This is a genomic window from Pseudomonas sp. B3(2017) (assembly GCF_002113595.1).
GTDB classification, from domain to species: domain Bacteria; phylum Pseudomonadota; class Gammaproteobacteria; order Pseudomonadales; family Pseudomonadaceae; genus Aquipseudomonas; species Aquipseudomonas ekonensis.
Window position 1 is genome coordinate 202,365 of sequence record NZ_NEIU01000006.1, and the last position, 22,783, is coordinate 225,147.

The 22,783-nt window shown below is 65.4% G+C and carries 26 protein-coding genes; 12 read left to right on the forward strand and 14 right to left on the reverse strand.

Features of this window, described 5'->3' with window-relative positions; all coding sequences use genetic code 11:
• Positions 1–41 precede the first annotated feature (41 nt).
• The 3 genes from CAG33_RS11380 to CAG33_RS11390 are packed head-to-tail and all read right to left on the reverse strand — an operon-like array spanning position 42 to position 3,420.
• A complete protein-coding gene (locus tag CAG33_RS11380) occupies positions 42–947 on the reverse strand; it encodes an acyltransferase (RefSeq protein ID WP_085631682.1) in 906 nt (301 codons plus the stop codon).
• A gap of 4 nt (positions 948–951) precedes the next feature.
• Positions 952–3,051, reverse strand: coding sequence for a phosphate acetyltransferase (gene pta, locus CAG33_RS11385; protein ID WP_085578638.1), 2,100 nt, complete (start codon positions 3,049–3,051; stop codon positions 952–954).
• A gap of 60 nt (positions 3,052–3,111) precedes the next feature.
• On the reverse strand, positions 3,112–3,420 hold the full coding sequence (locus CAG33_RS11390) for a DUF3565 domain-containing protein (protein WP_085631680.1): 309 nt from the start codon (positions 3,418–3,420) through the stop codon (positions 3,112–3,114).
• Between CAG33_RS11390 and CAG33_RS11395 the strand changes: the two genes are divergently transcribed.
• The 3 genes from CAG33_RS11395 (at position 3,419) to CAG33_RS11405 (ending at position 5,771) form a co-directional block, all read left to right on the forward strand.
• The gene (locus CAG33_RS11395) at positions 3,419–3,904 is read left to right on the forward strand and encodes a peptidylprolyl isomerase (RefSeq protein ID WP_085638429.1); all 486 of its coding nucleotides are present in this window, start codon (positions 3,419–3,421) and stop codon (positions 3,902–3,904) included. The genes CAG33_RS11390 and CAG33_RS11395 overlap by 2 nt on opposite strands.
• Positions 3,905–4,027: 123 nt before the next feature.
• Entirely contained in the window at positions 4,028–4,510 is a 483-nt protein-coding gene (locus CAG33_RS11400; RefSeq protein ID WP_085578642.1) for a glutathione peroxidase, read from the forward strand.
• A gap of 157 nt (positions 4,511–4,667) precedes the next feature.
• Positions 4,668–5,771, forward strand: a complete 1,104-nt coding sequence (locus CAG33_RS11405; RefSeq protein ID WP_085638432.1) for an NADH:flavin oxidoreductase — start codon at positions 4,668–4,670, stop codon at positions 5,769–5,771.
• A 130-nt stretch (positions 5,772–5,901) separates the two neighbouring features.
• Here CAG33_RS11405 and CAG33_RS11410 read toward each other — a convergent pair whose 3' ends face one another.
• Positions 5,902–7,101 carry a glycosyltransferase family 1 protein gene (locus CAG33_RS11410; protein WP_085638435.1) on the reverse strand — a complete coding sequence of 400 codons (1,200 nt, stop codon included), beginning with the start codon at positions 7,099–7,101 and terminating at the stop codon, positions 5,902–5,904.
• 51 nt (positions 7,102–7,152) lie between these two features.
• A complete protein-coding gene (gene cysZ, locus CAG33_RS11415; RefSeq protein WP_085631674.1) occupies positions 7,153–7,905 on the reverse strand; it encodes a sulfate transporter CysZ in 753 nt (250 codons plus the stop codon).
• Between the two features lie 311 nt (positions 7,906–8,216).
• On the opposite strand from cysZ, the gene trxB reads away from it, so the two are divergent.
• Positions 8,217–9,179 (forward strand): thioredoxin-disulfide reductase, encoded by a 963-nt coding sequence (trxB, locus tag CAG33_RS11425; RefSeq protein ID WP_085578650.1) that lies wholly within the window; start codon positions 8,217–8,219, stop codon positions 9,177–9,179.
• A 155-nt stretch (positions 9,180–9,334) separates the two neighbouring features.
• On the opposite strand, the gene CAG33_RS11430 is transcribed toward trxB, so the two are convergent.
• From CAG33_RS11430 to CAG33_RS11455, 6 genes are all read right to left on the reverse strand, one after another.
• On the reverse strand, positions 9,335–9,673 hold the full coding sequence (locus CAG33_RS11430) for a HopJ type III effector protein (RefSeq protein WP_085578652.1): 339 nt from the start codon (positions 9,671–9,673) through the stop codon (positions 9,335–9,337).
• Positions 9,666–9,962, reverse strand: a complete 297-nt coding sequence (locus CAG33_RS11435; protein WP_085578654.1) for a DUF1244 domain-containing protein — start codon at positions 9,960–9,962, stop codon at positions 9,666–9,668. Before CAG33_RS11435 ends, CAG33_RS11430 begins: the two co-directional genes overlap by 8 nt.
• Before the next feature lie 68 nt (positions 9,963–10,030).
• Positions 10,031–10,402 (reverse strand): dihydroneopterin triphosphate 2'-epimerase, encoded by a 372-nt coding sequence (gene folX / locus CAG33_RS11440; RefSeq protein ID WP_085578656.1) that lies wholly within the window; start codon positions 10,400–10,402, stop codon positions 10,031–10,033.
• Entirely contained in the window at positions 10,403–10,963 is a 561-nt protein-coding gene (folE, locus tag CAG33_RS11445; RefSeq protein WP_085578658.1) for a GTP cyclohydrolase I FolE, read from the reverse strand.
• Positions 10,964–10,981: 18 nt separating this feature from the next.
• Positions 10,982–11,692 (reverse strand): dihydromonapterin reductase, encoded by a 711-nt coding sequence (folM, locus tag CAG33_RS11450; RefSeq protein WP_085631672.1) that lies wholly within the window; start codon positions 11,690–11,692, stop codon positions 10,982–10,984.
• A gap of 103 nt (positions 11,693–11,795) precedes the next feature.
• Entirely contained in the window at positions 11,796–12,365 is a 570-nt protein-coding gene (locus CAG33_RS11455; protein ID WP_085638438.1) for an antibiotic biosynthesis monooxygenase, read from the reverse strand.
• Between the two features lie 223 nt (positions 12,366–12,588).
• Here CAG33_RS11455 and CAG33_RS11460 point away from each other — a divergent pair, with 223 nt between their 5' ends.
• On the forward strand, positions 12,589–13,548 hold the full coding sequence (locus CAG33_RS11460; protein WP_085638441.1) for a MerR family transcriptional regulator: 960 nt from the start codon (positions 12,589–12,591) through the stop codon (positions 13,546–13,548).
• A 3-nt stretch (positions 13,549–13,551) separates the two neighbouring features.
• Here the strand turns inward: CAG33_RS11460 and CAG33_RS11465 are convergent, their stop codons facing one another.
• Positions 13,552–14,157: a hypothetical protein gene (locus tag CAG33_RS11465; protein WP_085638444.1), complete on the reverse strand. Its 606-nt coding sequence runs from the start codon at positions 14,155–14,157 to the stop codon at positions 13,552–13,554.
• Between the two features lie 54 nt (positions 14,158–14,211).
• Positions 14,212–14,688: a PAS domain-containing protein gene (locus tag CAG33_RS11470; RefSeq protein WP_085578668.1), complete on the reverse strand. Its 477-nt coding sequence runs from the start codon at positions 14,686–14,688 to the stop codon at positions 14,212–14,214.
• A gap of 152 nt (positions 14,689–14,840) precedes the next feature.
• On the opposite strand from CAG33_RS11470, the gene CAG33_RS11475 reads away from it, so the two are divergent.
• A complete protein-coding gene (locus CAG33_RS11475; RefSeq protein ID WP_085638447.1) occupies positions 14,841–15,296 on the forward strand; it encodes a flavodoxin in 456 nt (151 codons plus the stop codon).
• On the opposite strand, the gene CAG33_RS11480 is transcribed toward CAG33_RS11475, so the two are convergent.
• Positions 15,286–16,173, reverse strand: a complete 888-nt coding sequence (locus CAG33_RS11480; RefSeq protein WP_085638450.1) for a LysR family transcriptional regulator — start codon at positions 16,171–16,173, stop codon at positions 15,286–15,288. The genes CAG33_RS11475 and CAG33_RS11480 overlap by 11 nt on opposite strands.
• Positions 16,174–16,268: 95 nt before the next feature.
• Between CAG33_RS11480 and CAG33_RS11485 the strand changes: the two genes are divergently transcribed.
• The 6 genes from CAG33_RS11485 to CAG33_RS11510 all read left to right on the forward strand — a co-directional run bounded on the left by CAG33_RS11485 (position 16,269) and on the right by CAG33_RS11510 (position 22,772).
• Complete coding sequence (locus tag CAG33_RS11485; RefSeq protein ID WP_085638454.1) at positions 16,269–16,643, forward strand: CidA/LrgA family protein; 375 nt, start codon at positions 16,269–16,271, stop codon at positions 16,641–16,643.
• A complete protein-coding gene (locus CAG33_RS11490; protein ID WP_085631666.1) occupies positions 16,633–17,319 on the forward strand; it encodes an LrgB family protein in 687 nt (228 codons plus the stop codon). Before CAG33_RS11485 ends, CAG33_RS11490 begins: the two co-directional genes overlap by 11 nt.
• Positions 17,320–17,450: 131 nt before the next feature.
• Positions 17,451–18,233, forward strand: coding sequence for a class II aldolase/adducin family protein (locus tag CAG33_RS11495; protein ID WP_085578678.1), 783 nt, complete (start codon positions 17,451–17,453; stop codon positions 18,231–18,233).
• Positions 18,233–19,135, forward strand: coding sequence for an alpha/beta fold hydrolase (locus CAG33_RS11500; RefSeq protein ID WP_085578680.1), 903 nt, complete (start codon positions 18,233–18,235; stop codon positions 19,133–19,135). Before CAG33_RS11495 ends, CAG33_RS11500 begins: the two co-directional genes overlap by 1 nt.
• A 175-nt stretch (positions 19,136–19,310) precedes the next feature.
• Positions 19,311–20,222 carry an SDR family oxidoreductase gene (locus CAG33_RS11505; protein ID WP_085578682.1) on the forward strand — a complete coding sequence of 304 codons (912 nt, stop codon included), beginning with the start codon at positions 19,311–19,313 and terminating at the stop codon, positions 20,220–20,222.
• A gap of 756 nt (positions 20,223–20,978) precedes the next feature.
• A complete protein-coding gene (locus CAG33_RS11510) occupies positions 20,979–22,772 on the forward strand; it encodes a DUF1302 domain-containing protein (protein WP_085631664.1) in 1,794 nt (597 codons plus the stop codon).
• Positions 22,773–22,783: the final 11 nt, after the last annotated feature.

Sequence of the window (22,783 nt, forward strand, 5' to 3'; positions counted from 1 at the left end):
CGGTCAAGGCGCCGCAGGAACGGGATCCATGCATCGCACGGTCAGCGGCGCCCAGGAAACTCGCGGTTCAACTGCTCCAGCAACGCATCCTTGTCCAGCCACATCTGATTGATCCAGCCCTGGAACTGCAGGCGGTATTCGCCGTCCTGGTCGTAGTTGCGGCCGACGAACTGCGGCGGCACCTTCAGTTCCTCGACATGCACCACCACCTCCTTGACTCGGCCGCACAGCAGGTCGGCGAAGCCGGGGCGCCCGCCCGGGTAGTGGAGGGTCACGTTGACGATCGACTCCAGCTGTTCCCCCATCGCATCGAGCACGAAGGCGATGCCGCCGGCCTTGGGCTTGAGCAGGTGCCTGAACGGCGACTGCTGCTGGGCATGCTTGGCGGCGGTGAAGCGCGTGCCTTCGACGAAGTTGAAGATGCCCACCGGGTTGTCGCGGAACTTCGCGCAGGTCTTGCGGGTGGTCTCCAGATCCTTGCCTTTCTTTTCCGGATGCTTTTCCAGGTAGGCCTTGGAGTAACGCTTCATGAACGGAAAGCCCAGCGTCCACCAGGCCAGACCGATCACCGGCACCCAGATCAGCTCTTGCTTGAGAAAGAACTTCAGCGGCTGGATGCGCCGGTTGAACACGTACTGCAGCGCCAGGATGTCGACCCAGCTCTGATGGTTGCTGGTGATCAGGTACGAGTGCCGGTAGTCCAGGCCCTGCAGGCCGCTGACGTGCCAGCGGGTGCGGCAGACCAGGTTCATCCAGCCTTTATTGAGGCTGATCCAGGCTTCATGGGTGTGGCTCATCAGCCAGCGGGTCAGGCGTTGGGTGAAGGCGAACGGCAGCACCTTGAACAGCGCCACCACAAACAGGAACGAGCACAGCAGGATCGTGTTCAGCGCCAACAGCAGCGCGGCGATGACGCCGCGCAAGGGAGCGGGAAGAAAGGCCAGCATCGAGTCAGATATCCAGGGTTCGGTTGGCGGCTTGGATCGCGGTCAGGGCAATGGTGTAGACGATGTCGTCGACCTGGGCGCCGCGCGGCAGGTCGTTGACCGGCTTGCGCAGGCCCTGCAGCATCGGGCCGAGGCTGACGCAGTCGGCGCTGCGCTGCACGGCCTTGTGGGTGGTGTTGCCGGTGTTCAGGTCAGGGAACACGAACACCGTGGCGCGGCCGGCCACCTGGCTGTTCGGCGCCAGTTGCCGGGCCACGGTCTCGTTGGCGGCGGCGTCGTACTGCAACGGGCCGTCGATCAGCAGCGCGCGTTGCTGCTCGTGGGCGAGCAGGGTGGCTTCGCGCACCTTCTCGACTTCCTCGCCGCTGGCCGATTCGCCGCTGGAGTAGCTGATCATCGCCACCCGCGGCGTGATGCCGAAGGCCGCCGCCGAGTCGGCGCTCTGCAGGGCGATCTCGGCCAGTTCCGCCGCGCTCGGGTGCGGGTTCATCACGCAGTCGCCGTACACCAGCACCTCTTCGGGGAACAGCATGAAGAACACCGACGACACCAGGGTGCAGCCCGGCGCGGTCTTGATCAGTTGCAGGGCCGGGCGGATGGTGTTGGCGGTGGTGTTGATGACACCCGACACCAGGCCGTCCACCTCATCCAGCGCCAGCATCATGGTGCCGATGACCACGGTGTCTTCCAGCTGCTGCTCGGCCATCGGCGCGTTGAGGCTTTTGCTCTTGCGCAGGGCCACCATCGGTTCGACGTAGCGTTCGCGGATCAGGTCCGGGTCAAGGATCTCCAGGCCCGGCGGCAGTTCGATGCCTTGGGCGCGGGCCACGGCCTCGACGTCGGCGGGCTTGGCCAGCAGCACGCAACGGGCGATGCCGCGCTCCTGGCAGATCGCGGCGGCCTGTACGGTGAGCGGTTCGCTGCCTTCGGGCAGGACGATGCGCTTGTTGGCCACCTGGGCCCGCTGGATCAGCTGGTAGCGGAACACCGCCGGCGACAGGCGCATCTCCCGCGGGGTACCGCAGCGCTGGTGCAGCCAGTTGGCGTCGAGGTGGCTGGCGACGAAGTCGGTGATGATCTCGGCGCGCTCGCGGTCGTCGACGGGGATTTCCTTGTTCAGGCCGTTGAGCAGGTTGGCGGTGTCGTAGGAGCCGGTGCTCACTGACAGCACCGGCAGGCCGGCCTGCAAGGCGCCGCGGCACAGCTCCATGATGCGCGGGTCGGGCAGGGTGTCGCTGGTCAGCAGCAGGCCGGCCAGCGGCACGCCGTTGATGGCCGCGAGGCTGACGGCCAGGATGATGTCGTCGCGGTCGCCGGGGGTCACCACCAGCACGCCGGGCTTGAGCAGGTCCACGGTGTTGCGCATGGTGCGCGCGCAGATGATGGTCTTGGTCATGCGCCGGGTTTCGTAGTCGCCGGCGTTGAGCACCTGGGCGCCCATCAGGTCGGCGACGTCGCGGGTGCGCGGGGCGTTGAGCTCGGGCTGGAACGGGATGCAGCCCAGCAGGCGGAAATCGCCGCTGCGCAGCAACGGCGAATGTTCCTTCAGGCGCGCGGCGAAGGCGTCCATGCTCTCGTCGGTCTTGACCTTGTTGAGGATCACGCCGAGGACTTTCGGGTCCTTCGGCCCGCCGAACAGCTGCGCCTGCAGCTCCACCCGGCCGGACAGCTCGGTCAGCACTTCGTTTTCCGGCGCCGAGACCAGGATCACCTCGGCGTCCAGGCTCTTGGCCAGGTGCAGGTTGACCCGTGCGGCGTAGCTGGCGCTGCGGGTCGGCACCATGCCTTCGACGACCAGCACGTCCTTGCCGACGGCGGCCTGCTGATAAAGGGTGATGATCTCTTCCAGCAGCTCGTCGAGCTGACCGTCGCCGAGCATCCGCTCGACATGGGCCAGGCCCAGCGGCTGCGGCGGTTTCAGGCCGTGGGTGCGGGCCACCAGCTCCGTGGAGCGTTCAGGGCCGGTGTCGCCGGGGTGCGGCTGGGCGATCGGCTTGAAGAAGCCGACCTTCAGGCCGGCCCGTTCCAGCGTACGCACCAGCCCGAGGCTGATGGAGGTCAGGCCCACGCCGAAATCGGTGGGCGCGATAAAAAAAGTCTGCATGCGGATTCTCTAAGGGTGCATGGCAATGGCGATCAGCGGCTTTGGGCGATCTGCCTGAATTCAGTCGCCAAGGTTATCGCTAACCGAGCCCTGCGCGCACCAACCGCACGCGAAGGGCCGGCCTATTTTTTCAAGGCGTTGCGCCGGATCCAGCACCCACGCCCGCGACTGCCAGGGCGGCTGGTGGCGCAGGTGCTGGGTATGGCCGCAGGACAGCTCGGCGACCCAGTGGCCGTCCTCGTCCTGGTGGAAGCCGGTGACCGTCGCCGGGGGCGTTTGTTCCCGTCTGTCCGGGTTGTGTTCGCTTTCGGGCAAATCCTTGTTTAGACTTGTCCGTTCTTCATTCTTATGCAAAAGGTCCCGCCTCATGCTGATCGCCGCCAACAAGGCTGTCTCCATCGACTATACCCTGACCAACGACGCTGGTGAGGTCATCGACAGCTCCGCCGGCGGCGCACCGCTGGTTTACCTGCATGGCGCAGGCAACATCATTCCGGGCCTGGAAAAAGCCCTGGAAGGCAAAGGCGCCGGTGACGAACTGAGCGTTTCCGTCGAGCCGGAAGACGCCTACGGCGAATACTCGGCCGAACTGGTCAGCACCCTGAGCGCCAGCATGTTCGAAGGCGTCGACAAGCTGGAAGTCGGCATGCAGTTCCACGCTTCGGCGCCGGACGGTCAGATGCAGATCGTCACCATCCGCGACATCGACGGCGATGACGTCACCGTCGACGGCAACCACCCGCTGGCCGGTCAGCGCCTGAACTTCAAGGTCAAGGTCGTCGCCATCCGTGACGCCAGCCAGGAAGAGATCGCTCATGGCCACGTCCATGGCGAAGGTGGCCATCACCACTGATTTTCTGCGCTAAGCTTTCGAGTACTGGAGAGGCGCCCTGAGGGCGCCTTTTTAGTCTGCGGCTGTCCTTGGCGCGCTGCCAAGCGGCTGTTTCAAGGGGAACACGGGAATCTGGAGTCCGTCATGAGTGCTTTTCACGACCTTAAGTTGACAGCCCTGGATGGCCAGGAGCTACCGCTGGCGCCCTTCAAGGGCCAAGTCGTGCTGGTGGTCAACGTCGCCTCCAAATGCGGGTTGACGCCACAGTACGCGGCATTGGAAAACCTTCATCAGCAGTACAAAGGCAAGGGCTTCAGCGTGTTGGGCCTGCCGTGCAACCAGTTCGCCGGCCAGGAGCCTGGCTCCGAACAGGAGATCCAGGAGTTCTGCAGCCTGAACTACGGGGTCAGTTTCCCGTTGTCGAGCAAGCTTGAGGTCAACGGCCACGAACGGCATCAGCTCTACCGCTTGCTGGCGGGCGAGGGGGCCGAGTTCCCCGGCGACATTACCTGGAACTTCGAGAAGTTCCTGCTGGGCAAGGACGGCCGCGTACTGGCCAGGTTCTCGCCGCGCACGGCGCCGGACGATCCGGCCGTGATCACCGCGATCGAAAAGGCATTGAGCTGAAACACGAAAATCGCAGCCATCGGACTGCGATTTTTTTTGCCTGCCTTTTGACCCTAAATCATTCAGATCAATAATGCTTTCATGTGGGTGGCGTCACGCATATTATCGCCGTCATATGGCCTCGTGCCTGTCGACAACGTTTTCGTGGAGCTTCCCGATGCCCGTCCAAGCCCTGTTCAAACCGTTCCAGTTAGGTGCCCTCGAACTGCCGACCCGCGTGGTCATGGCCCCCATGACCCGCTCGTTCTCGCCGGGCGGCGTGCCGAACAGCAAGGTCATCGAGTACTACCGTCGCCGTGCGGCGGCCGGGGTCGGCCTGATCATCACCGAAGGCACCACCGTGGGCCACCAGGCCTCCAACGGCTATCCGAACGTGCCGCACTTCTATGGCGAGGCGGCGTTGGCCGGCTGGAAAAAGGTCGTGGACGCGGTGCACGCCGAAGGCGGCAAGATCGTTCCGCAGCTGTGGCACGTGGGCAATGTGCGGCGCCTGGGCACCGAGCCGGACGCCAGCGTGCCGGGCTATGGCCCGTCGGAAAAGCTCAAGGACGGCCAGGTCGTGGTGCACGGCATGAGCAAGCAGGACATCCAGGACGTGATCGGCGCCTTCGCCCAGGCCGCCAAGGATGCGCAAAGCATCGGCATGGATGGCGTGGAGATCCACGGCGCCCACGGCTACCTGATCGACCAGTTCTTCTGGGAAGGCAGCAACCAGCGCACCGATGAGTACGGCGGCGACCTGGCCAACCGTTCGCGGTTCGCCATCGAACTGATCCGCGCCGTGCGTGCGGCGGTCGGCGAAGGTTTCCCGATCATCTTCCGTTTCTCCCAGTGGAAGCAGCAGGACTACACCGCGCGCCTGGTGCAGACCCCCGAGGCGCTGGGCGAATTCCTCAAGCCGCTGGCCGACGCCGGCGTGGACATCTTCCACTGCTCGACCCGCCGTTTCTGGGAACCGGAGTTCGAAGGCTCCGAGCTGAACCTGGCCGGCTGGACCCGCCAGCTGACCGGCAAGCCGACCATCACCGTCGGCAGCGTCGGCCTGGACGGCGAGTTCCTGCAGTTCATGGTCAACACCGACAAGGTCGCGCAGCCCGCCAGCCTGGAGAAACTGCTGGAGCGCCTGAACAACGACGAGTTCGATCTGGTGGCGGTGGGGCGTGCGTTGCTGGTGGATCCGGACTGGGCGCAGAAAGTCCGCGAAGGCCGCGAACAAGAGATTCTGCCGTTCAGCCGCGAGGCGTTGATGACGCTGGTGTAGGCGGCGCCTTCACTGGCGCCATCGCCAGCAGGCTGGCTCCCACGAAGGGCTCGGTGGCCACCGGGCACCCGAGAAACCTGTGGGAGCGACCTGGCTTCGGGCGGCGATCCGACGAATAGGGCTGCCCGGATCAGGGCAATGTCTGCGCGTTCGGCATCGCCTGCTCCCCTGAGCACGCCCCGCGCAGATGCCCTTCGAACTGCTCGACGATCGTCGCCCAGCCCTGACGGCTGGCATGCTGGCGCGCATTCAGGCGCACGGAGCGCAGGGTTTCCCGCTCTTCCAGCAACCATGCCGCCGCCTCGCAGAACGCTTCCTCGTCGCCCGGCATCGCCAGCACGCCGTTGTAGCCATGGCGGATGTGCTGCGCCGCCGCAGCCTGGTCGTAGGCCACCACGCCCAGACCTGAGGCCAAGGCTTCGAGCACCACGTTGCCGAAGGTTTCGGTGAGGCTGGGGAACAGAAAGATGTCCCCCGACGCATAGTGCGCCGCCAACGCTTCGCCGCGTTGCGAGCCGCAGAAGATCGCCTCGGGCAGCTGCTTTTCCAGGGCGGTGCGCAGCGGACCGTCGCCGACCACGATCAGCTTCGCGCGGCGTTGTGGATAAGTGCTGCGCAGCCGTTCGAAGCTGCGTCCCAGCAAGCCGAGGTTTTTCTCGGCGGCCAGTCTTCCGACGTAAATCACCGCGATGTCCTGCTCGCTCAGACCCCACTGCGCACGCAAGGCGTCCAGGCGTTTGGCCGGGTGGAACAACTGGCTGTCCACCCCCCGCGACAACAGCGCCAGCCGGTCGAAGTGCCGGCGCTCCAGCTCCAGGCGTTGGCTGACGCTGGGCACCAGCGTCAGCGCCGAGCGGTTGTGGAACCAGCGCAGGTAATGGGTCAGCAACCGCGTCAGCAGGCTGAGCCCGTACTGGTGGGTGTACTGCTGGAAATTGGTGTGGAAGCCGCTCACCACCGCGATCCCCAGGCGCCGTGCCGCTCGCAGCGCCGACAGCCCGAGCGGGCCTTCGGTGGCGATGTACAGCACGTCCGGGCGCTGGCGTTTCCAGCGGCGCAGCAGCTTGTGCATCGACGATTGTCCCCATTGCAGCCCGGGATAACCCGGCAACGGCCAGCCCCGGCACAGCAGCACCCCGTCGTCTGCGCTGCGCTGGGGATCGTCGCCCTGGCGCGGGCGCACCAGTTCCACCCGGTGCCCGCGCGCGCGCAGGCCTTCGCACAGGCGACCCAGGGTATTGGCCACCCCGTTGATTTCGGGAGGGTAGGTTTCGCTGATCAGGGTGATGTGCAGAGCTGTCGTCATGGCCCCAGTGTCGGCTGGGGCCATGTCGCGGTTGTGACATCCGGATGATGGATTTGTGACCGGCCGCCGCCCGGGTCAGGCAGGGGTGGCCAGACGCTCGGCGCCGCGCTCGCGCACCCAGAACAGCGTCGCGCCGGCCACGGCCGCCGGCATCATTAGGATGTTCACCAGCGGGATCATCAGCGCCAGGTAGACGACCCCGCCGAAGCTCATGCTCTGCCAGCGCTTGTGCCGCAGCCAGGCGAGCATTTCGTTCCAGCCCAGCTTGTGGTTGTCCGCCGGGTAGTCGATGTACTGGATCGCCATCATCCACACCCCGAACAGCAGCCACAGGGGCGCTGCGACGATGTTCACCACCGGAATGAACGAAAGGATGAACAGCCCCACCGCCCGGGGCAGGAAGTAGCCGAGCTTGCGCATCTCCCGGGCCAGGGTGCGCGGCACCATGGCGATCAGTTCGCCCCAGCTGAAGGCCGGGAAGTCGTCGGTGCCGCGCACCACCACTTCGACCTTCTCCGCCAGGAAGCCGTTGAACGGCGCCGCGATGACGTTGGCCAGCATCGTGAAGGTGAAGAACACCATCAAGGCCACCAGCACCACGAACAGGGGCCACAGGATATAGCTGAGAAAGCCCAGCCAGTCGGGCAGCGACGGCATCAGGGCGTCGACCCACAGGCTGAACTGATGGCCGGCCAGGTAGATCAATCCGACGAACAGCACCAGGTTGATCGCCAGCGGCAGCAGCACGAACAGGCGCAGGCCGGGGCTGAGAACCAGCTTCAGGCCTTCGCGCAGGTATTGCGGTCCGGACAGGACAGGGGCGGGCATATCGGGCTCCGAGCAAGGGAAAACGCGCCGACCTTACCGGCTTTGCCCGGCAGGCGAAAGCGCGGCGGTGGGATCGACATTCACTGTAACAAAGACGGCCGGCTCGTCAGCGTGTCCGCATAGAGACCACCTATGAGCTGGATTGTTAAACCGTATTTCCTTAATCTTGCCCCCCTCGATACGCTGCACCCAACTTTTTGCAGGACTGTCGAGCCCATGCCTTCCCCAAGGTTATCCACAGTCCTTTTTTATTCCCGCCGGCAGTCCGGCGTCCGCGCCAGTGGTTCTGGCCGGTCAACAGGAGCAGGTTCATGTCTGAAGTCCGTCATTCGCGAGTGATCATCCTCGGTTCCGGCCCTGCCGGTTACAGCGCTGCGGTGTACGCGGCCCGTGCCAACCTCAAGCCGCTGCTGATCACCGGCATGCAGGCCGGCGGTCAGCTGACCACCACCACCGAGGTGGACAACTGGCCGGGCGACGTCCACGGCCTGACCGGTCCCGTGCTGATGGAGCGCATGCGCGAGCACGCCGAACGCTTCGAGACCGAGATCGTGTTCGACCACATCAACGCCGTGGACTTCGCCTCCAAGCCTTACAGCCTGACCGGTGACAGCGGCACCTACACCTGCGACGCCCTGATCATCGCCACCGGCGCCAGCGCCCGCTACCTGGGCCTGCCGTCGGAAGAGACCTTCATGGGCAAAGGCGTTTCCGCCTGCGCGACCTGCGACGGTTTCTTCTACCGCAACAAGCCGGTGGCCGTGGTCGGCGGCGGCAACACCGCTGTCGAAGAGGCGCTGTACCTGGCCAACATCGCCAGCAAGGTCACCCTGATCCACCGCCGCGACACCTTCCGCGCCGAGAAGATCCTGATCGACAAGCTGCACGCCCGTGTCGCTGAAGGCAAGATCGAGCTGAAACTGAACGCGACCCTGGACGAAGTGCTGGGCGACAACATGGGCGTGACCGGCGCCCGCCTGAAGAACAACGACGGCAGCTTCGACGAAGTGAAGGTCGACGGCGTGTTCATCGCCATCGGCCACACCCCGAACACCTCGCTGTTCGAAGGCCAGTTGGAGCTCAAGGACGGTTACCTGGTGGTGCAGGGCGGCCGTGACGGCAACGCCACCGCGACCAGCGTCGAAGGCGTCTTCGCCGCCGGCGACGTGGCCGACCACGTGTACCGCCAGGCCATCACCTCGGCCGGCGCCGGCTGCATGGCGGCCCTGGACACCGAGCGCTACCTGGACGGTCTGCAGAACGCTGCGCACTAACACCGCAGAAACGAAAAAACCGGCCTTGGCCGGTTTTTTTGTGCCCGCGATTGCTTGGGCGATGCAATCCCGATGTGGCGGATGTTGCTCTGCGGTGGCTTGACTGACGCCATCGCCAGCAGGCTGGCTTCCACAGGGATAGTGTCTTTCGGGACTCAGCGGCGGGTCAGGGGCTGGGCTTCGAACTTCACGCCGGCCAGGCCGTGCTTGATCAGCGCGCGGATGTTGCCGTGGTCGCTGCCTTCCGGAGTCGCGACCACCGAACGGTAGTGCTCGCCGAACGCCAGCAGCGCCTCTTCGTCGCTCAAGCCTTCCAGCAGCGCCAGTCCGAGGGTCTTGCAGGAACCTTCGTTCTGCCCGGCCGCGTTTTCCACGCCGCCGTTGTTGAAGGCCTGCTGGCGATAGTCGTAGCCGGCGTCGATGAACGCCAGGGTGTCGGCGAAGGCGTGTTCGCCGCTCTTGAAGCTGGCGCGCAGGGTGTTCAGGTCACTCATTGGGTTTTCCTTTGGCGAACGCCGCCTGTTGTTCGGCGCTGGCTTCTTGCTGATAGTGGGCTTTCCAGTCGGCGTACGGCATGCCGTAAACCACTTCGCGGGCGTCATCGAGGCTCACCTCGATCTGGCGCTCGTCGGCGGCGGCCTTGTACCACTTGGACAGGCAGTTGCGGCAGAACCCGGCGAGGTTCATCAGGTCGATGTTCTGCACGTCCTTGCGGCTGTCCAGGTGGGCGACCAGCCGGCGGAAGGCGGCGGCTTCGAGTTCGAGGCGTTGTTGCTCGGTCATGATGGGCTCTGTGCAGTCAAATCGTGGCGCGGATGATAAAAGCCTGGCGCCCGATGCGCCAGTTACGCTCAGCGGCTGGCCGCCAGGGTGATCGACACCGATTCGGCGAACCGCAGCGCATGGGGCTTGTCGACCTCGACCTCGGCGTACTGCACCGCCGTGTTGGCCATCACCAGATCGAGCAGCTCCTGGGTCAGGCGTTCGAGCAGGGCGAAGCGGTTGCCTTCCACGTGGGCGATGATGGCCTTGGTGATGGTGCGGTAGTTGAGCGCATGGTCGATGTCGTTGTCGCGCACCGCTTCCTGGGCGGCGTACAGGATGGTCAGGTTGATCAGCACGTCCTGCTTGTTGAGGATCTCGTCCTCGTTGATCCCGATGAAAGTGCGCAGGCGCAGATCCTTGACCCGGATGCGCGCCGTTCCCGGCTGAAGTTGTGGCATTTACGTGCTCCGTCCAATCAATTGCAGGAACTCCTGGCGGGTGTTGCTCGACTCGCGGAAGGCGCCGAGCATGACCGAGGTGTTCATGGTCGAATTCTGTTTTTCGACACCGCGCATCATCATGCACATGTGTCGGGCCTCGATGACCACCGCGACCCCTGCGGCAGCGGTGACCTGTTCGATGGCCTCGGCGATCTGCCGGGTGAGGTTCTCCTGGATCTGCAGGCGGCGGGCGAACATGTCCACCAGCCGTGCGACCTTCGACGGCTCCAGCACCCTGCCTGTCGGAATATAAGCCACATGGGCCTTGCCGATGAAGGGCAGCAGGTGATGTTCGCACAGCGAGTACAGCTCGATGCCGGGCACGATGACCATCTCGTCGGTGTCGGAGGCGACCAGCGCACCGTTGACGATGGCCTCGACGCTTTGCCCGTAGCCGTCGCACAGGTAGCGCATGGCCTTGGCCGCGCGCTCGGGCGTGTCGAGCAGGCCCTCGCGGTCGGGGTCTTCGCCGAGGCCGACGAGGATTTCGCGGTAATGGCCGGACAGGGAAGGCGTCATGGTGATCCTCGCGGGCGCTTATTTGACGTGCCGCCCGCCGTTGACGGTCAGGGTGGTGCCGGTGACGTAGGGGTTGTCGAGCAGGTAGCGCAGGCTCTGGTAGACCACCTCGCTGCCGGGCTCGATGCCCAGCGCGGATTTGGCCAGTGCCTTGGCGCGGTACGCCGCGTCGTCGTCCGGGTTGAACAATAGCAGGGCCGGCGCGATGCCGTTGACCTTGATCGCCGGCGCGTAGCGGGCGGCGAAGGACAGGGTCAGGCTGTCGAGGCCGGCCTTGGTGGCGCAGTAGCCGATGTGCTTGCTGCTGCCTCGGCGGGTCACGTCGTCGCTGATATGGACGATGTCGGCCGGGCCGGACCTGCGTAGCAGTTCCTCGCAGTGCAGGTTGATAAGGTACGGCGCGAGCATGTGCACGCCGAACATCCGCGTGAAGTCCTGGCCCTGGCGGGCGTCGCTTTCCTCCAGCCATTCGGAGGCGTTGTGCACGATGGCCCGCAGGCTGTCGGTGCGGGTCTTCAGGTCAGCGATGAAGCTCAGGATGGAGGCTTCGTCGCAGAAGTCCGCCTGCAGGCCGATGGCGCCCAGGTCGCGCAGCGCCTGCACGCCGGGGCGTTCGGTGCGGTAGGTGAACAGGACGCGGTGGCCGTCTTCGAGCAGGCGCTGCGCGCAATGCAGCCCGACACGCTGGCCGGCGCCGGTGATGAGGATCGGGGCGGAGGTGGAGGTCATGAACGGCTCGCGTCGGGGGGAGAGCAAAAACTATAACAGCGGCGCGGGCGCAGACCTACGCATGGATCGGCAGGGGCGGGCCGGCCCGCCCCTACGCCGGGGGTTACGGGTTCTGGGTGGAGGGGGCGGCGGGGGCACGGCGCGCCGGCGTGCCGTTCAGCCAGTTGGCCAGCAGCCTCGTCGACAGCGGAATGAAGAAATAGACCATCAATGGCGTCAGGCACAGCGTGCTGACGAACACCCGCGGCAGCAGGCTCATGTCGGCGAGCAACGGGCCCAGCACGAAATTGAACAGCAGCGACACCGGAAAGAACGCCAGCCAGATCGCCACCGCTTGCTTCCAGCGTGGCGGCCGTTGTCCGGCGGCGCCGAACCAGCCTTCGATGCCGCTGACCCGGTGCTCCTTCGGATGGGCGAACAGATCGCTGCCGCGGGCAAGCCAGGCGGTGCGCGACGCGGAGTGCTCCCAGGCGTGCAGCGTCTGTTCGTCGGCGAAGCGGAAGATGATCTGGAATTCGTTGTCGTCGGGCGGCGGGGCGAGCACGCCGGAACCCAGGTAGCCAGGAAAGTCGGTGGCCAGTTGTTCGCCTTCGCGCAGCCAGGCGATCAACTCCTGATAACGGCCTTCGGCGACGCGGCGGGCGACCATCAGCGTGACGGGTGAAGCAGACATTTTGTATCTCCGTATTACAGATGCGTCGCTCCGGATAGGGGCAACGCCTGAACGCGGCGCCGGGGTGGTGGGCCGCGTTTTTCGACAAGCAAGGATTATTCCGGATTTCCCCGATAAAACCAGCCACATTCGTCGCCGTTCACGGCTTGAACCGGCACCGGGCATCAGGGGTAGAATGGGATCCAACTTTGCAGCCAACGCCAACAAGGACGTGCGCCCGCCAATGCCTGTCATCAACGAGCTTCGCCTTGCCTCGCAGGCCTCTGCCGCGCTCGAGCGCGAAGAGCTGTTCCCCATACGCGAAGTGGCTCGGCTGACCGGCGTCAACCCGGTGACGTTGCGTGCGTGGGAGCGACGCTACGGCCTGATCCAGCCGACACGCACCGAAAGCGGGCACCGCCTGTACTCCGTGCACGATATCGAGCGCGTGCGCAGCATCGTCGATTGGATCGACCGCGGCGTGTCGGTGAGCAAGGTCGGCAAGATCCTGGCCAGGACCGAGCCGAGAAAGGCGTTGGCGCACATCATTCCCGACGAACTGGTGCAGACCGATTACCTTCAGTGGCAAGAACAGGTGCGCCGGGCGGTCAGCTCGTTCGACGATCAGGAGCTGGACCGTGTCTACGGCCAGATCTTCTCTTCCTATGCGTTGCCCGTGGTGTTCCAGGACATCCTGATGCCGCTGTGGCTGCAGATGCTGCAGCGTCAGGACGCGTTCGGGCAGACCAGCGAATGGCTGTTCCTCGATGGCTTCCTGCGCGCCCGGGTGCTGCAGCGTGTCGTCATGCTGCGTGGCTCGCAGCCGCGCAAGGTGATCGTCAGCGCCCTGGCCGGGCAGTGCCGCGAACTCGAACTGCTGGTGGCGGCGCTGTTCCTCAGCGACAGCGATGCGGGGGTGCGGGTGCTGACCACGGGGCAGCCGTTCGACGAACTCACCTTGGTCTGCGAAAAGATCAAGCCTCAGGCGCTGGTGCTGTTCTCCAACCACGCGCCGTCGCCGGAGCTGCCGCGGCGCCTGAACCGTCTGGCCTTGAGCCTGGATTGCCAATTGATGCTGGCCGGTGACGCCGCGGATCTGGCGCAGGACAGCCTGGCAGGGTCGTCCATCGGTTGCCTGGGCAACGAGGGCGCGACCATGCGTCAGCGGATGGTGCAGTTCCTGGCGGGGAACCTGGATACCTGAACCTCAGGTGTGCAGGGCGGGGTGCGACAGACGATGCTGCTGCAGGATGAACTGGCGCAGGCGCTCGGTCTCGTCGGCGTCGCTCTGATTCAGCGCGTAGGCGTAGAAGCCATGCTCGGTTTCCCGCTCGAAGGTGCCGCGCAGCGAGATCCGCTCATAACCCGACGGGCTGAACCACAGAGCGAAGTGCTTCGGCGGCTTGGTCTTGTTGCGCACTTCGAGCAGGACGCCCTTGTGCGAAACCTCGTGCACCCAGAGCATGCCCGGCTGCCCCTTGGCGTTCTCCAGCGCCACCGGCTCTTCGAGGGCCAGGCGCCACGGACGCACCATGGGGCCGTCCTCGTAGATGCTCGGCACGCCCAGGCGCAGGTGCAGGGCGTGGAACTCATCCTCGACCAGATGCAAAGGGAAGGTCATCTGCTGGTTTTCGAAGTTGGCCTGGATGGTCACCTGCTCATGGGCCGCCAGGCGCGTGAGCAGGTCGCGGATCTGCGAACCGCCGTTGACCATGAGACTCGACGTCGCATCCCGCACGTTCAATTGCGGGTTGTGTTGCATGGTCTGGATGAAATCCAGCTCATCCTGGGTCAGGAGGGCGTCGCGTTGCATGGCTAACTCGAAATAAATAATTACAAAGTCATTGGTGATTGTAGTTAATGACCATTAGTTCGCCGCTTTGTTTGAACCGTTCGTCGCTTTCAGGGCGGCGAGCTCGGCCTCCAGCGCGGCCACCTGGGCCTCCAGCTGGATCACCCGCTGCTGCGCCTTGACCTGAACGGTCACGTCCTTCTGCACGCCGACGAAATACGTCTGCCCGTCTTCGGCGCCCTTGACGGTCGACAGGGACAGCTCGTTGTAGAACGGCGTGCCGTCCTTGCGGTAGTTGCGCAGGATCTCGCGGCACGAACCGCCGTCCCTGAGCGCGTTGCGGATCAGCGTCAGGTTGTCCTGGTCACGGTCGCCGGACTGCAGGAAGCGGCAGTCCTGGTAGAGGATCTCTTCGCTGGTGTAACCGGTCAGGCGTTCGAAGGCCGGGTTCACGTAGATCAGGATGTTGTCCTGTTCACCTTCGCGTTCGGCCACCACGATGCCGTCGTTCGACGCGTTGATCACCATTTGCAGCAGGTTGGCATTGATCATGGTTGAATCCTTTCAGGGTTGTCGACCGCTCGCATTCTAGAAGATCGCCGGGCGCTGTCTACTGGCCATCAGCGCTTGTTGAGAACCAATCGCAGCGTTGTGCGTCCGGCTGTTACTATCGCCGCTCATTTTTCAGTTTCGGGATCAGATTGATGAAAGTCGCCATTCTCTCCGGTTCGGTCTACGGCACCGCCGAAGAAGTCGCCCGCCACGCCCAGAGCCTCATGAAGGCGGCAGGGTTTGAAACCTTCTACAACCCGCGCGCGAACCTGGCCGACCTCCAGGCGTTCGGCCCTGAAGCGCTCCTGGCGGTGACCTCGACCACCGGCATGGGCGAGCTGCCGGACAACCTGCAACATTTGCATTCGGCGCTGCGCGATCAATTGCCGGCGGCCTGGCGCGGTCTGCCCGGCGCGGTGATCGCCCTGGGCGACGCCAGCTACGGCGAGACTTTCTGCGGCGGCGGCGAGCAGATGCGCGAACTGTTCGCCGAGCTGGGCCTGCGGGAAGTGCAGGACATGCTGCGTCTGGACGCCAGCGAAAGCGTCACCCCGGAAACCGACGCCGAGCCGTGGCTTGAAGGGCTGATCGCCGCACTCAAGGGCTGACCGCCCGCTCGCGCAGCAGCGCCAGCCAGGCCTGCGCCGCTTTCGACAGGTAGGCGCCGCTGCGCCAGATGAACGCGATGTCCCAGCGCAGGGTGTCCGGCGCCCGCAAGGTCAGGCGCACCACGCCCGGGCGCTCCAGGGCGCGGGCCACTACGCTTGGCAGCAGCACCACGCCTTGGCCGGCGGCGACCAGTGCGGCGAGAAAATCCGCCTGGCCGCTGCGTCCGCCTTCCGTCGGGGTGAAGCCCAGTTGCTGGCAGGCCTGAAGCAGGCGGTCGTTGAGCACGAAGCTGCGCTGATACAACAGGAACGGCGTGTCCGCCAGTTCCTCCAGGCCGATGTCTCCCTTGCCGGCCAACGGATGGTCCACCGGCAGCAAGGCATCCAGCGGTTCGTCGCAGAACGGCTGGAAGTCGAACTGCGGATCTTTCGGCAGCAGGCTGCCCCCCAGCTCCAGTTCGCCGCTGAGCACCGCCTGCTCGACATGGCGGCTGCCGCCCTCCAGCAAGTGAATGGCGATGTTCGGATAGCGCCGCCGGTACTCGGCGAACAGCCCGGCGAACAACGCGTCGCTGCCCAGCAGGGGCAGGCCCAGGCGCAGCTCGCCGCGGGCCAGTTGGCTGAGGTCGTCCAGTTCGCTGAGCAACTCGTTGCGCAGGCGCAGCATGCCTTCGGCCCGTTGCAGCACCACGCTCCCGGCGGCGGTCAGGCGCAACTGCGAGCCGAGCCGTTCCAGCAGCGCCGTGCCCAGGCTCTGCTCCAGCTGGGCGACTTGCTTGCTCACCGCGGACTGGCTGATGTGCAAGGTCTTGGCGGCCTGGGTGAACCCGCCCTGATGCATCACTTCGACGAAACTGCGCAGCTGTTTGAATTCCATGGCCTGATTCCGAATTGGAATGGCTGTGAGTCTAACAATTCGCTTCGGAGATGGCAGGCCGCTTCGTAAAATGGGCGCCTGCGAGGAGCGAAACCATGATCAAGCGTCTTTCCCGTCTATTGGCCGAACTGGCCGTGCTGCTGGGCCTGTATCTGCTCGGCTGCCGGCTGGCCGCGTGGCTGGCTTGGCCGATTCCCGGCGGGGTGATCGGCATGGCGCTGTTGCTGCTGGCGTTCGCGTCCGGCCGGGTCAAGCCGGCGGCGTTGCAGCTGGGCGCCGGGCTGCTGATGGCCGAGATGCTGCTGTTCTTCATACCCGCGCTGATGAGCCTGCTGGATCACGGCGTCTTGCTGCGCGATGACGGCTGGCGGATCGCGCTGGTGATCGGCGCCAGCACGTTGATGGTGATGCTGGCGACGGCGTTCACCGTGGAGCTGGCCGTGCGCCTGAGGCCTTCCCATGACGTATGAACCGATGCCGATGTTCTGGCTGGCCTTCACGCTGCTCGCGTACCTGTTCAGCCGTTGGCTGTACCGGCGCACCGGGCGTTATGTGCTGTCGCCGCTGATCCTGGTGCCGGCGCTGCTGCTGGCCCTCGCGGTGCCGCTGCACACCGCCTATGCCGAGTACTCCCGCGACACCCGCTGGCTGATGCAGGTGCTGGGGCCGGTCACCGTCGCGTTCGCGGTGCCGATCTGGCAGCAGCGGCGCCTGTTGGTGCGGCATTGGCCGGCCCTGTTGCTGGGCATGCTGGCCGGCAGCGCGGCGTCGGTCGCGACGTCGTTCGGGCTGGCCCGGGCGCTGGCGCTGGACAGCTCGGTGACGCTGTCGCTGGTGCCGCGCTCGATCACCACGCCGTTCGCCATGCCGTTGGCGCAGGATCTGGGCGGCGTGCCGGAGCTGACGGCGGTGTTCGTGATGTTCACCGGGGTGTTCGGGGCCATGCTGGGTGGTGTGCTGCTCAAGTGGCTGCCGCTGCGCAGCGCCCTGGCGCGCGGTGCGCTGTTCGGGGTCGGCGCCCATGGCGCAGGCGTCAGCCGGGCCCGGGAAGTGGGGGGTGAAGAGGGCTCCGTGGCCGGGCTGGTGATGGTGCTGACCGGGCTGCTCAATCTGTTCGCCGCCCCTTTGCTGGCGTCGGTGCTTTGACATGGATCCAAGGCCCTGGCCTTTCTGACCCGCTCAGTCATCAAGCTGGCTACCAATGCAACTACACGATCTTCGGCGGCTGACTAGACTGCTGTCACGTGCAGAACAATAAGAACGCAGAGGTGCATACAGTGAGCGTAGCCCCCGTCCCGTCGTCCCAGAATGTCAAAGACCAGGTCAGTGCCGCGGAGTGGCAGACCCGGGTCGATCTTGCCGCCTGTTACCGTTTGGTCGCCCTGCATGGCTGGGATGACCTGATCTTCACCCACATCTCCGCCAAGGTGCCCGGCACCGAAGATTTCCTGATCAACCCCTTCGGCCTGATGTTCCATGAGATCACGGCGTCGAGCCTGGTGAAGGTCGACCTGGCCGGCCGCAAACTCATGGACAGCCCCTACGAGATCAATCCCGCCGGCTACACCATCCACAGCGCCGTGCACGAAGTGCGGCACGACGTGGCCTGCGTGCTGCACACCCACACCGCGTCCGGCGTGGCGGTGTCGGCGCAGCGGCAGGGGGTGCTGCCGATCAGCCAGCAGTCGCTGTTCGTGCTGTCCAGCCTGGGCTATCACGCCTACGAGGGCGTGGCGCTGAACCACGAGGAAAAGGCCCGGCTGCAGGCCGACCTGGGGGACAGCAGTTTCCTGATGCTGCACAACCACGGCCTGCTGACCTGCGGCGGCACCATCGCCGATACCTTCCTGATGATGTTCACCTTCCAGCGCGCCTGCGACATCCAGGTGATGGCCCAGGCCGGCGGCGCCGAGCTGATTCCCATCGAACCGCAGATCCTGGCCGGTGCCCGGGCGATGATCGCCGGCGTCACCAAGAGCGCCCAGGGCATGGGCGGCGCGCTGGCCTGGCCGGCGCTGCTGCGCAAACTCGATCAACACGACGCGGGATACCGACTCTGATGCCTCTGACCGAGATTCCGCTGAGCGTCTGGCGCAAGCGCAGCCGCACGTTTGTCTTCCGTGGCCAGCCGATCCGTTACTGGACGTGCGGGCAGGGCGAGCCGCTGCTGCTGATCCATGGCTTTCCGACCGCCAGCTGGGACTGGCATTACCTCTGGCAGCCGCTGGCCCAGCGCTACCGGGTGATCGCCTGCGACATGCTCGGTTTCGGCGATTCGGCCAAACCCCTGAACCACACCTACAGCCTGCTGGAGCAGGCCGACCTGCAACAGGCGCTGCTCGCGCACCTGAAGGTCGAACAGCCGATCCACGTGCTGGCCCACGACTACGGCGACAGCGTCGCCCAGGAATTGCTCGCCCGGCACGGCGACGGCCTGATCGAGGTGGCCAGTTGCGTGTTCCTCAACGGCGGCCTGTTCCCGGAGACCCACCGGCCGGTGCTGATGCAAAAGCTGCTGCTCAGCCCGTTGGGCTGGATGATCGGCCGTGCGTTCAGCCGCGAAGGCCTGGCGAAAAGCTTCCGGCAGATCTTCGGGCCGCAGAGCCGTCCCAGCGAAAGCGAGCTGGATGACTTCTGGAGCCTGATCGAGAGCAACCGCGGGCGGCGGATCATGCACAAGCTGATCGGCTACATCCCCGAGCGACGGCTGCAGCGCGACCGTTGGGTCGCGGCCATGCAGCGCGGCGACATCCCGTTGCGAGTGATCGACGGCGAAACCGATCCGATCTCCGGCGGGCACATGGTCGAGCGCTACCGCCAGCTGATTCCGGACGCGGACGCGGTGCTGTTGCCGGGCATCGGCCATTACCCCCAGACCGAAGCGCCGGCGCTGGTGCTCAAGCACTACCTGGCGTTTCGCGACCACCTCGCGCTGCCGCCCCTCAAGGCCGCGTGCTCCTGAACGCCGCGCAGCGGCGCGCGTGCTGCCGCTCGCTGCGCCGCAACGCAAACGCTCCCGTCTGATCATCCTTGCGCCTTATCGGCCGCCATTCAGCGCCAGCCGTGTTCGTTGTGACCGCAGCGCCTGTGCCTGACACTCGGGCTCTCTGTCCCTCAGGCCTGCTGGAGTCCCTGCCATGAATGAAGCTGTGCGTTTCGAAGACAAAGTCGTGATCGTCACCGGAGCCGGCGGCGGCCTGGGGCGGGCCCACGCGTTGCTGTTCGCCAAGCAGGGCGCCAAGGTGCTGGTCAACGACCTCGGCGGCTCGACCCAGGGCGAGGGCGCCAACGCGTCGGCGGCCGACCGCGTGGTTGCGGAGATCCGCGCGGCCGGCGGCATCGCCGAGGCCAACCACGATTCGGTCACCGACGGCGACAAGCTCGTGCAGAACGCGCTGGATGCGTTCGGCCGCGTCGATGTGGTGGTCAACAACGCCGGGATCCTGCGCGACAAGTCCTTCCACAAGATGGAGGACGCCGATTGGGACCTGGTCTACCGCGTCCATGTCGAAGGCGCCTACAAAGTCACCCGCGCTGCCTGGCCGCACCTGCGCGAGCAGAATTACGGACGGGTGATCTTCACCGCGTCCACCTCCGGCATCTACGGCAACTTCGGCCAGTCCAACTACGGCATGGCCAAGCTAGGCCTGTACGGCCTGACCCGCACCCTGGCCATCGAGGGCCGCAAGAACAACATCCTGGTCAACGCCATCGCCCCCACCGGCGGCACCCGCATGACCGAGGGCCTGATCCCGCCGCAGGTGTTCGACCAGCTCAAGCCCGAACTGGTCAGCCCGCTGGTGGTGTACCTGGCCAGCGAGAACTGCCAGGAGACCGCAGGCCTGTTCGAGGTCGGCGGCGGCTGGATGGGCAAGGTGCGCTGGGAGCGCAGCCTGGGCGCCGGGTTCGATCCGAACGCGGGCTTCTCGCCCGAGGATGTCGCGGCGCACTGGCAACAGATCTGCGACTTTGAAGGGGCGGCGCACCCGAAGGACAACATCGAGGCGCTGAAGGAAATGATGGGGAATCTGCAGAAGTATTCGTTGTGATCCAAGCCGGCCACCGGGGTGATCCCTGGTGGCCGTTTGCTGTTGCGCGTACCGGTCGTTCAACATGAATGTTGGCGTTGTCCGGTTCTGCCCCTCCCGCTGACCTGTGCACCCTTCTCAAAAGGCGTCGCGTAGGTTTTCAGCCGTTCACCGCTTGCATTGACCTCGTGCCGTTGGCGTCCGGACATTCTGTCCGGCGACGCCAAGGCGCAGCAGAGGGCAAGCCCCTCCCTGAACGCAACACCGATTCCTGCTGACGGGTACCGGGACCGAACGTGTCCGGTGTGGCAGGAGGACTGATCCGCAGACAAAAAAAAGGCCGCTGCATCAGCAGCGGCCAAGGTAAGACGTTGGATCAAGGAGCTACAAATCAACGTCAGTGAACAGCGGGTCGAGGGAGCGCAAGCGTTGCGCACCGTCTGAAAACGGTTGCCGATGGCCCTCAGGCTACGGACTTCTGGCTTCAAGGCTGTTCGCCGTGAAAGCCCGTTCAGAATAAGCGCACGGGCCTGTGGGAAAAATACCGATTCCGGACATGCACTGTTGCGGGGCATGCAACAGTCCGGTGCACCGCGATGAGCATCATGCCCGGCATTGATCGTAGACCATCCAGCCCGTTCATGATCGGCGAAGAGGCCTGCCCGGCAAGGGCATTCATCCTTTCGGGCGACAGCGTGAATACCTCCTTGGTGCGCTTATCGGGCGCGGCCGCCGGGCAGTAGGGTGGAGCCTCCTGTCACTCACCGGGGAAGACGCATGACAAAAACAACAATGCGCGCCATCTTCACACCGCAGGCGTTGGCCGTTGCGGTGGCCTTGGGATGCTGCGCCCAGGCGCAGGCGGTTTCGTTCAACATCGGGGAAATCGAGGGCACGTTCGACTCGTCGCTGTCGGTCGGTGCGAGCTGGGGCCTGCGCGATGCCGACAAGTCGCTGGTGGGGACGGTCAACGGCGGGACGGGGCAGTCCTCGACCGGGGATGACGGGCGCCTGAACTTCAAGAAAGGCGAAACCTTCTCCAAGATCTTCAAGGGCATCCACGACCTTGAGCTCAAGTACGGCGACACCGGTGTGTTCGTGCGCGGCAAGTACTGGTACGACTTCGAGCTCAAGGACGAGGACCGCGAGTTCAAGCCGATCAGCGACAAGGGCCGCAAGGAGGGCGCCAAGTCCTCGGGCGCCGAGATCCTCGACGCCTTCGTCTACCACAACTATTCCATCGCCGACCTGCCGGGCACCGTGCGCGCCGGCAAGCAGGTGGTGAGCTGGGGCGAGAGCACCTTCATCGGCAACTCGATCAACAGCATCAACCCCATCGACGTGTCGGCGTTCCGCCGCCCTGGTGCGGAGATCAAGGAAGGCCTGATCCCGGTGAACATGCTGTTCGCTTCCCAGGGCCTGACCGACAAGCTCACGGTCGAAGGCTTCTATCAGCTGGAGTGGGATCAGACGGTGCTGGACAACTGCGGCACATTCTTCGGCGTCGACGTGGCGGCGGACGGCTGCACCACCGGCTACACCGTCGGCAACCCGGCGATCGCGCCGCTGGCGCCGTTGGCGGCGGCGTTCGGGCAGCCGATCCAGGTGACCCGCGAAGGCGTGGTGATTCCCCGGGGCGGCGACCGCGACGCGCGGGACTCGGGGCAGTGGGGCACGGCGCTGCGCTGGCTCGGCGAAGACACCGAGTACGGCCTGTACTTCATGAACTACCACAGCCGCACGCCGACCGTCGGCACCACCACCGCCGGGCTCTCGACCCTGGCGGCGTTGCCGGGGATGGTCGGGATCGCCAACGGCATCGCGCCGGGCGCCGGCTCTGGCCTGGCCCAGAGCGTGATGCTCGGCCGCGGCCAGTACTACCTCGAATACCCGGAAGACATCCGCCTCTACGGCGCGAGCTTTTCCACCACGCTGCCCACCGGCACCGCCTGGACCGGCGAGATCAGCTACCGGCCCAACGCCCCGGTGCAGGTCAACACCAACGACCTGACCCTGGCGATGCTCAACCCCATCGCCGGCGGCGCGGCGTCGCCGCTGGCCACCCGCCCCGGCGCCGACAACAAAGGCTACCGGCGCAAGGAAGTGACCCAGGTGCAGAGCACCCTGACCCACTTCTTCGACCAGGTGCTGGGCGCCGAACGCCTGACCGTGGTCGGCGAGGCGGCGGTGGTGCGGGTCGGCGGGCTGGAGCCGCGCAGCAAGCTGCGTTACGGCCGCGACTCGGTGTACGGCCAGTACGGTTTCGGCGGCGACACCGGCGGCTTCGTCACGTCCACCTCGTGGGGCTACCGGGCCCGGGCGATCCTCGACTACGCCAACGTGATCGGCGGCATCAACCTCAAGCCCAACCTGTCCTGGTCCCACGACGTCGCCGGGTACGGCCCCAACGGGCTGTTCAACGAAGGGGCCAAGGCGGTCAGCGTCGGGGTCGATGCCGACTACCGCAACACCTACACCGCGAGCCTGAGCTACACCGACTTTTTCGGCGGCGACTACAACGTCCTCGAAGACCGTGACTTCGTGGCCCTGAGCTTCGGCGTGAACTTCTGACCTGCCCGAAT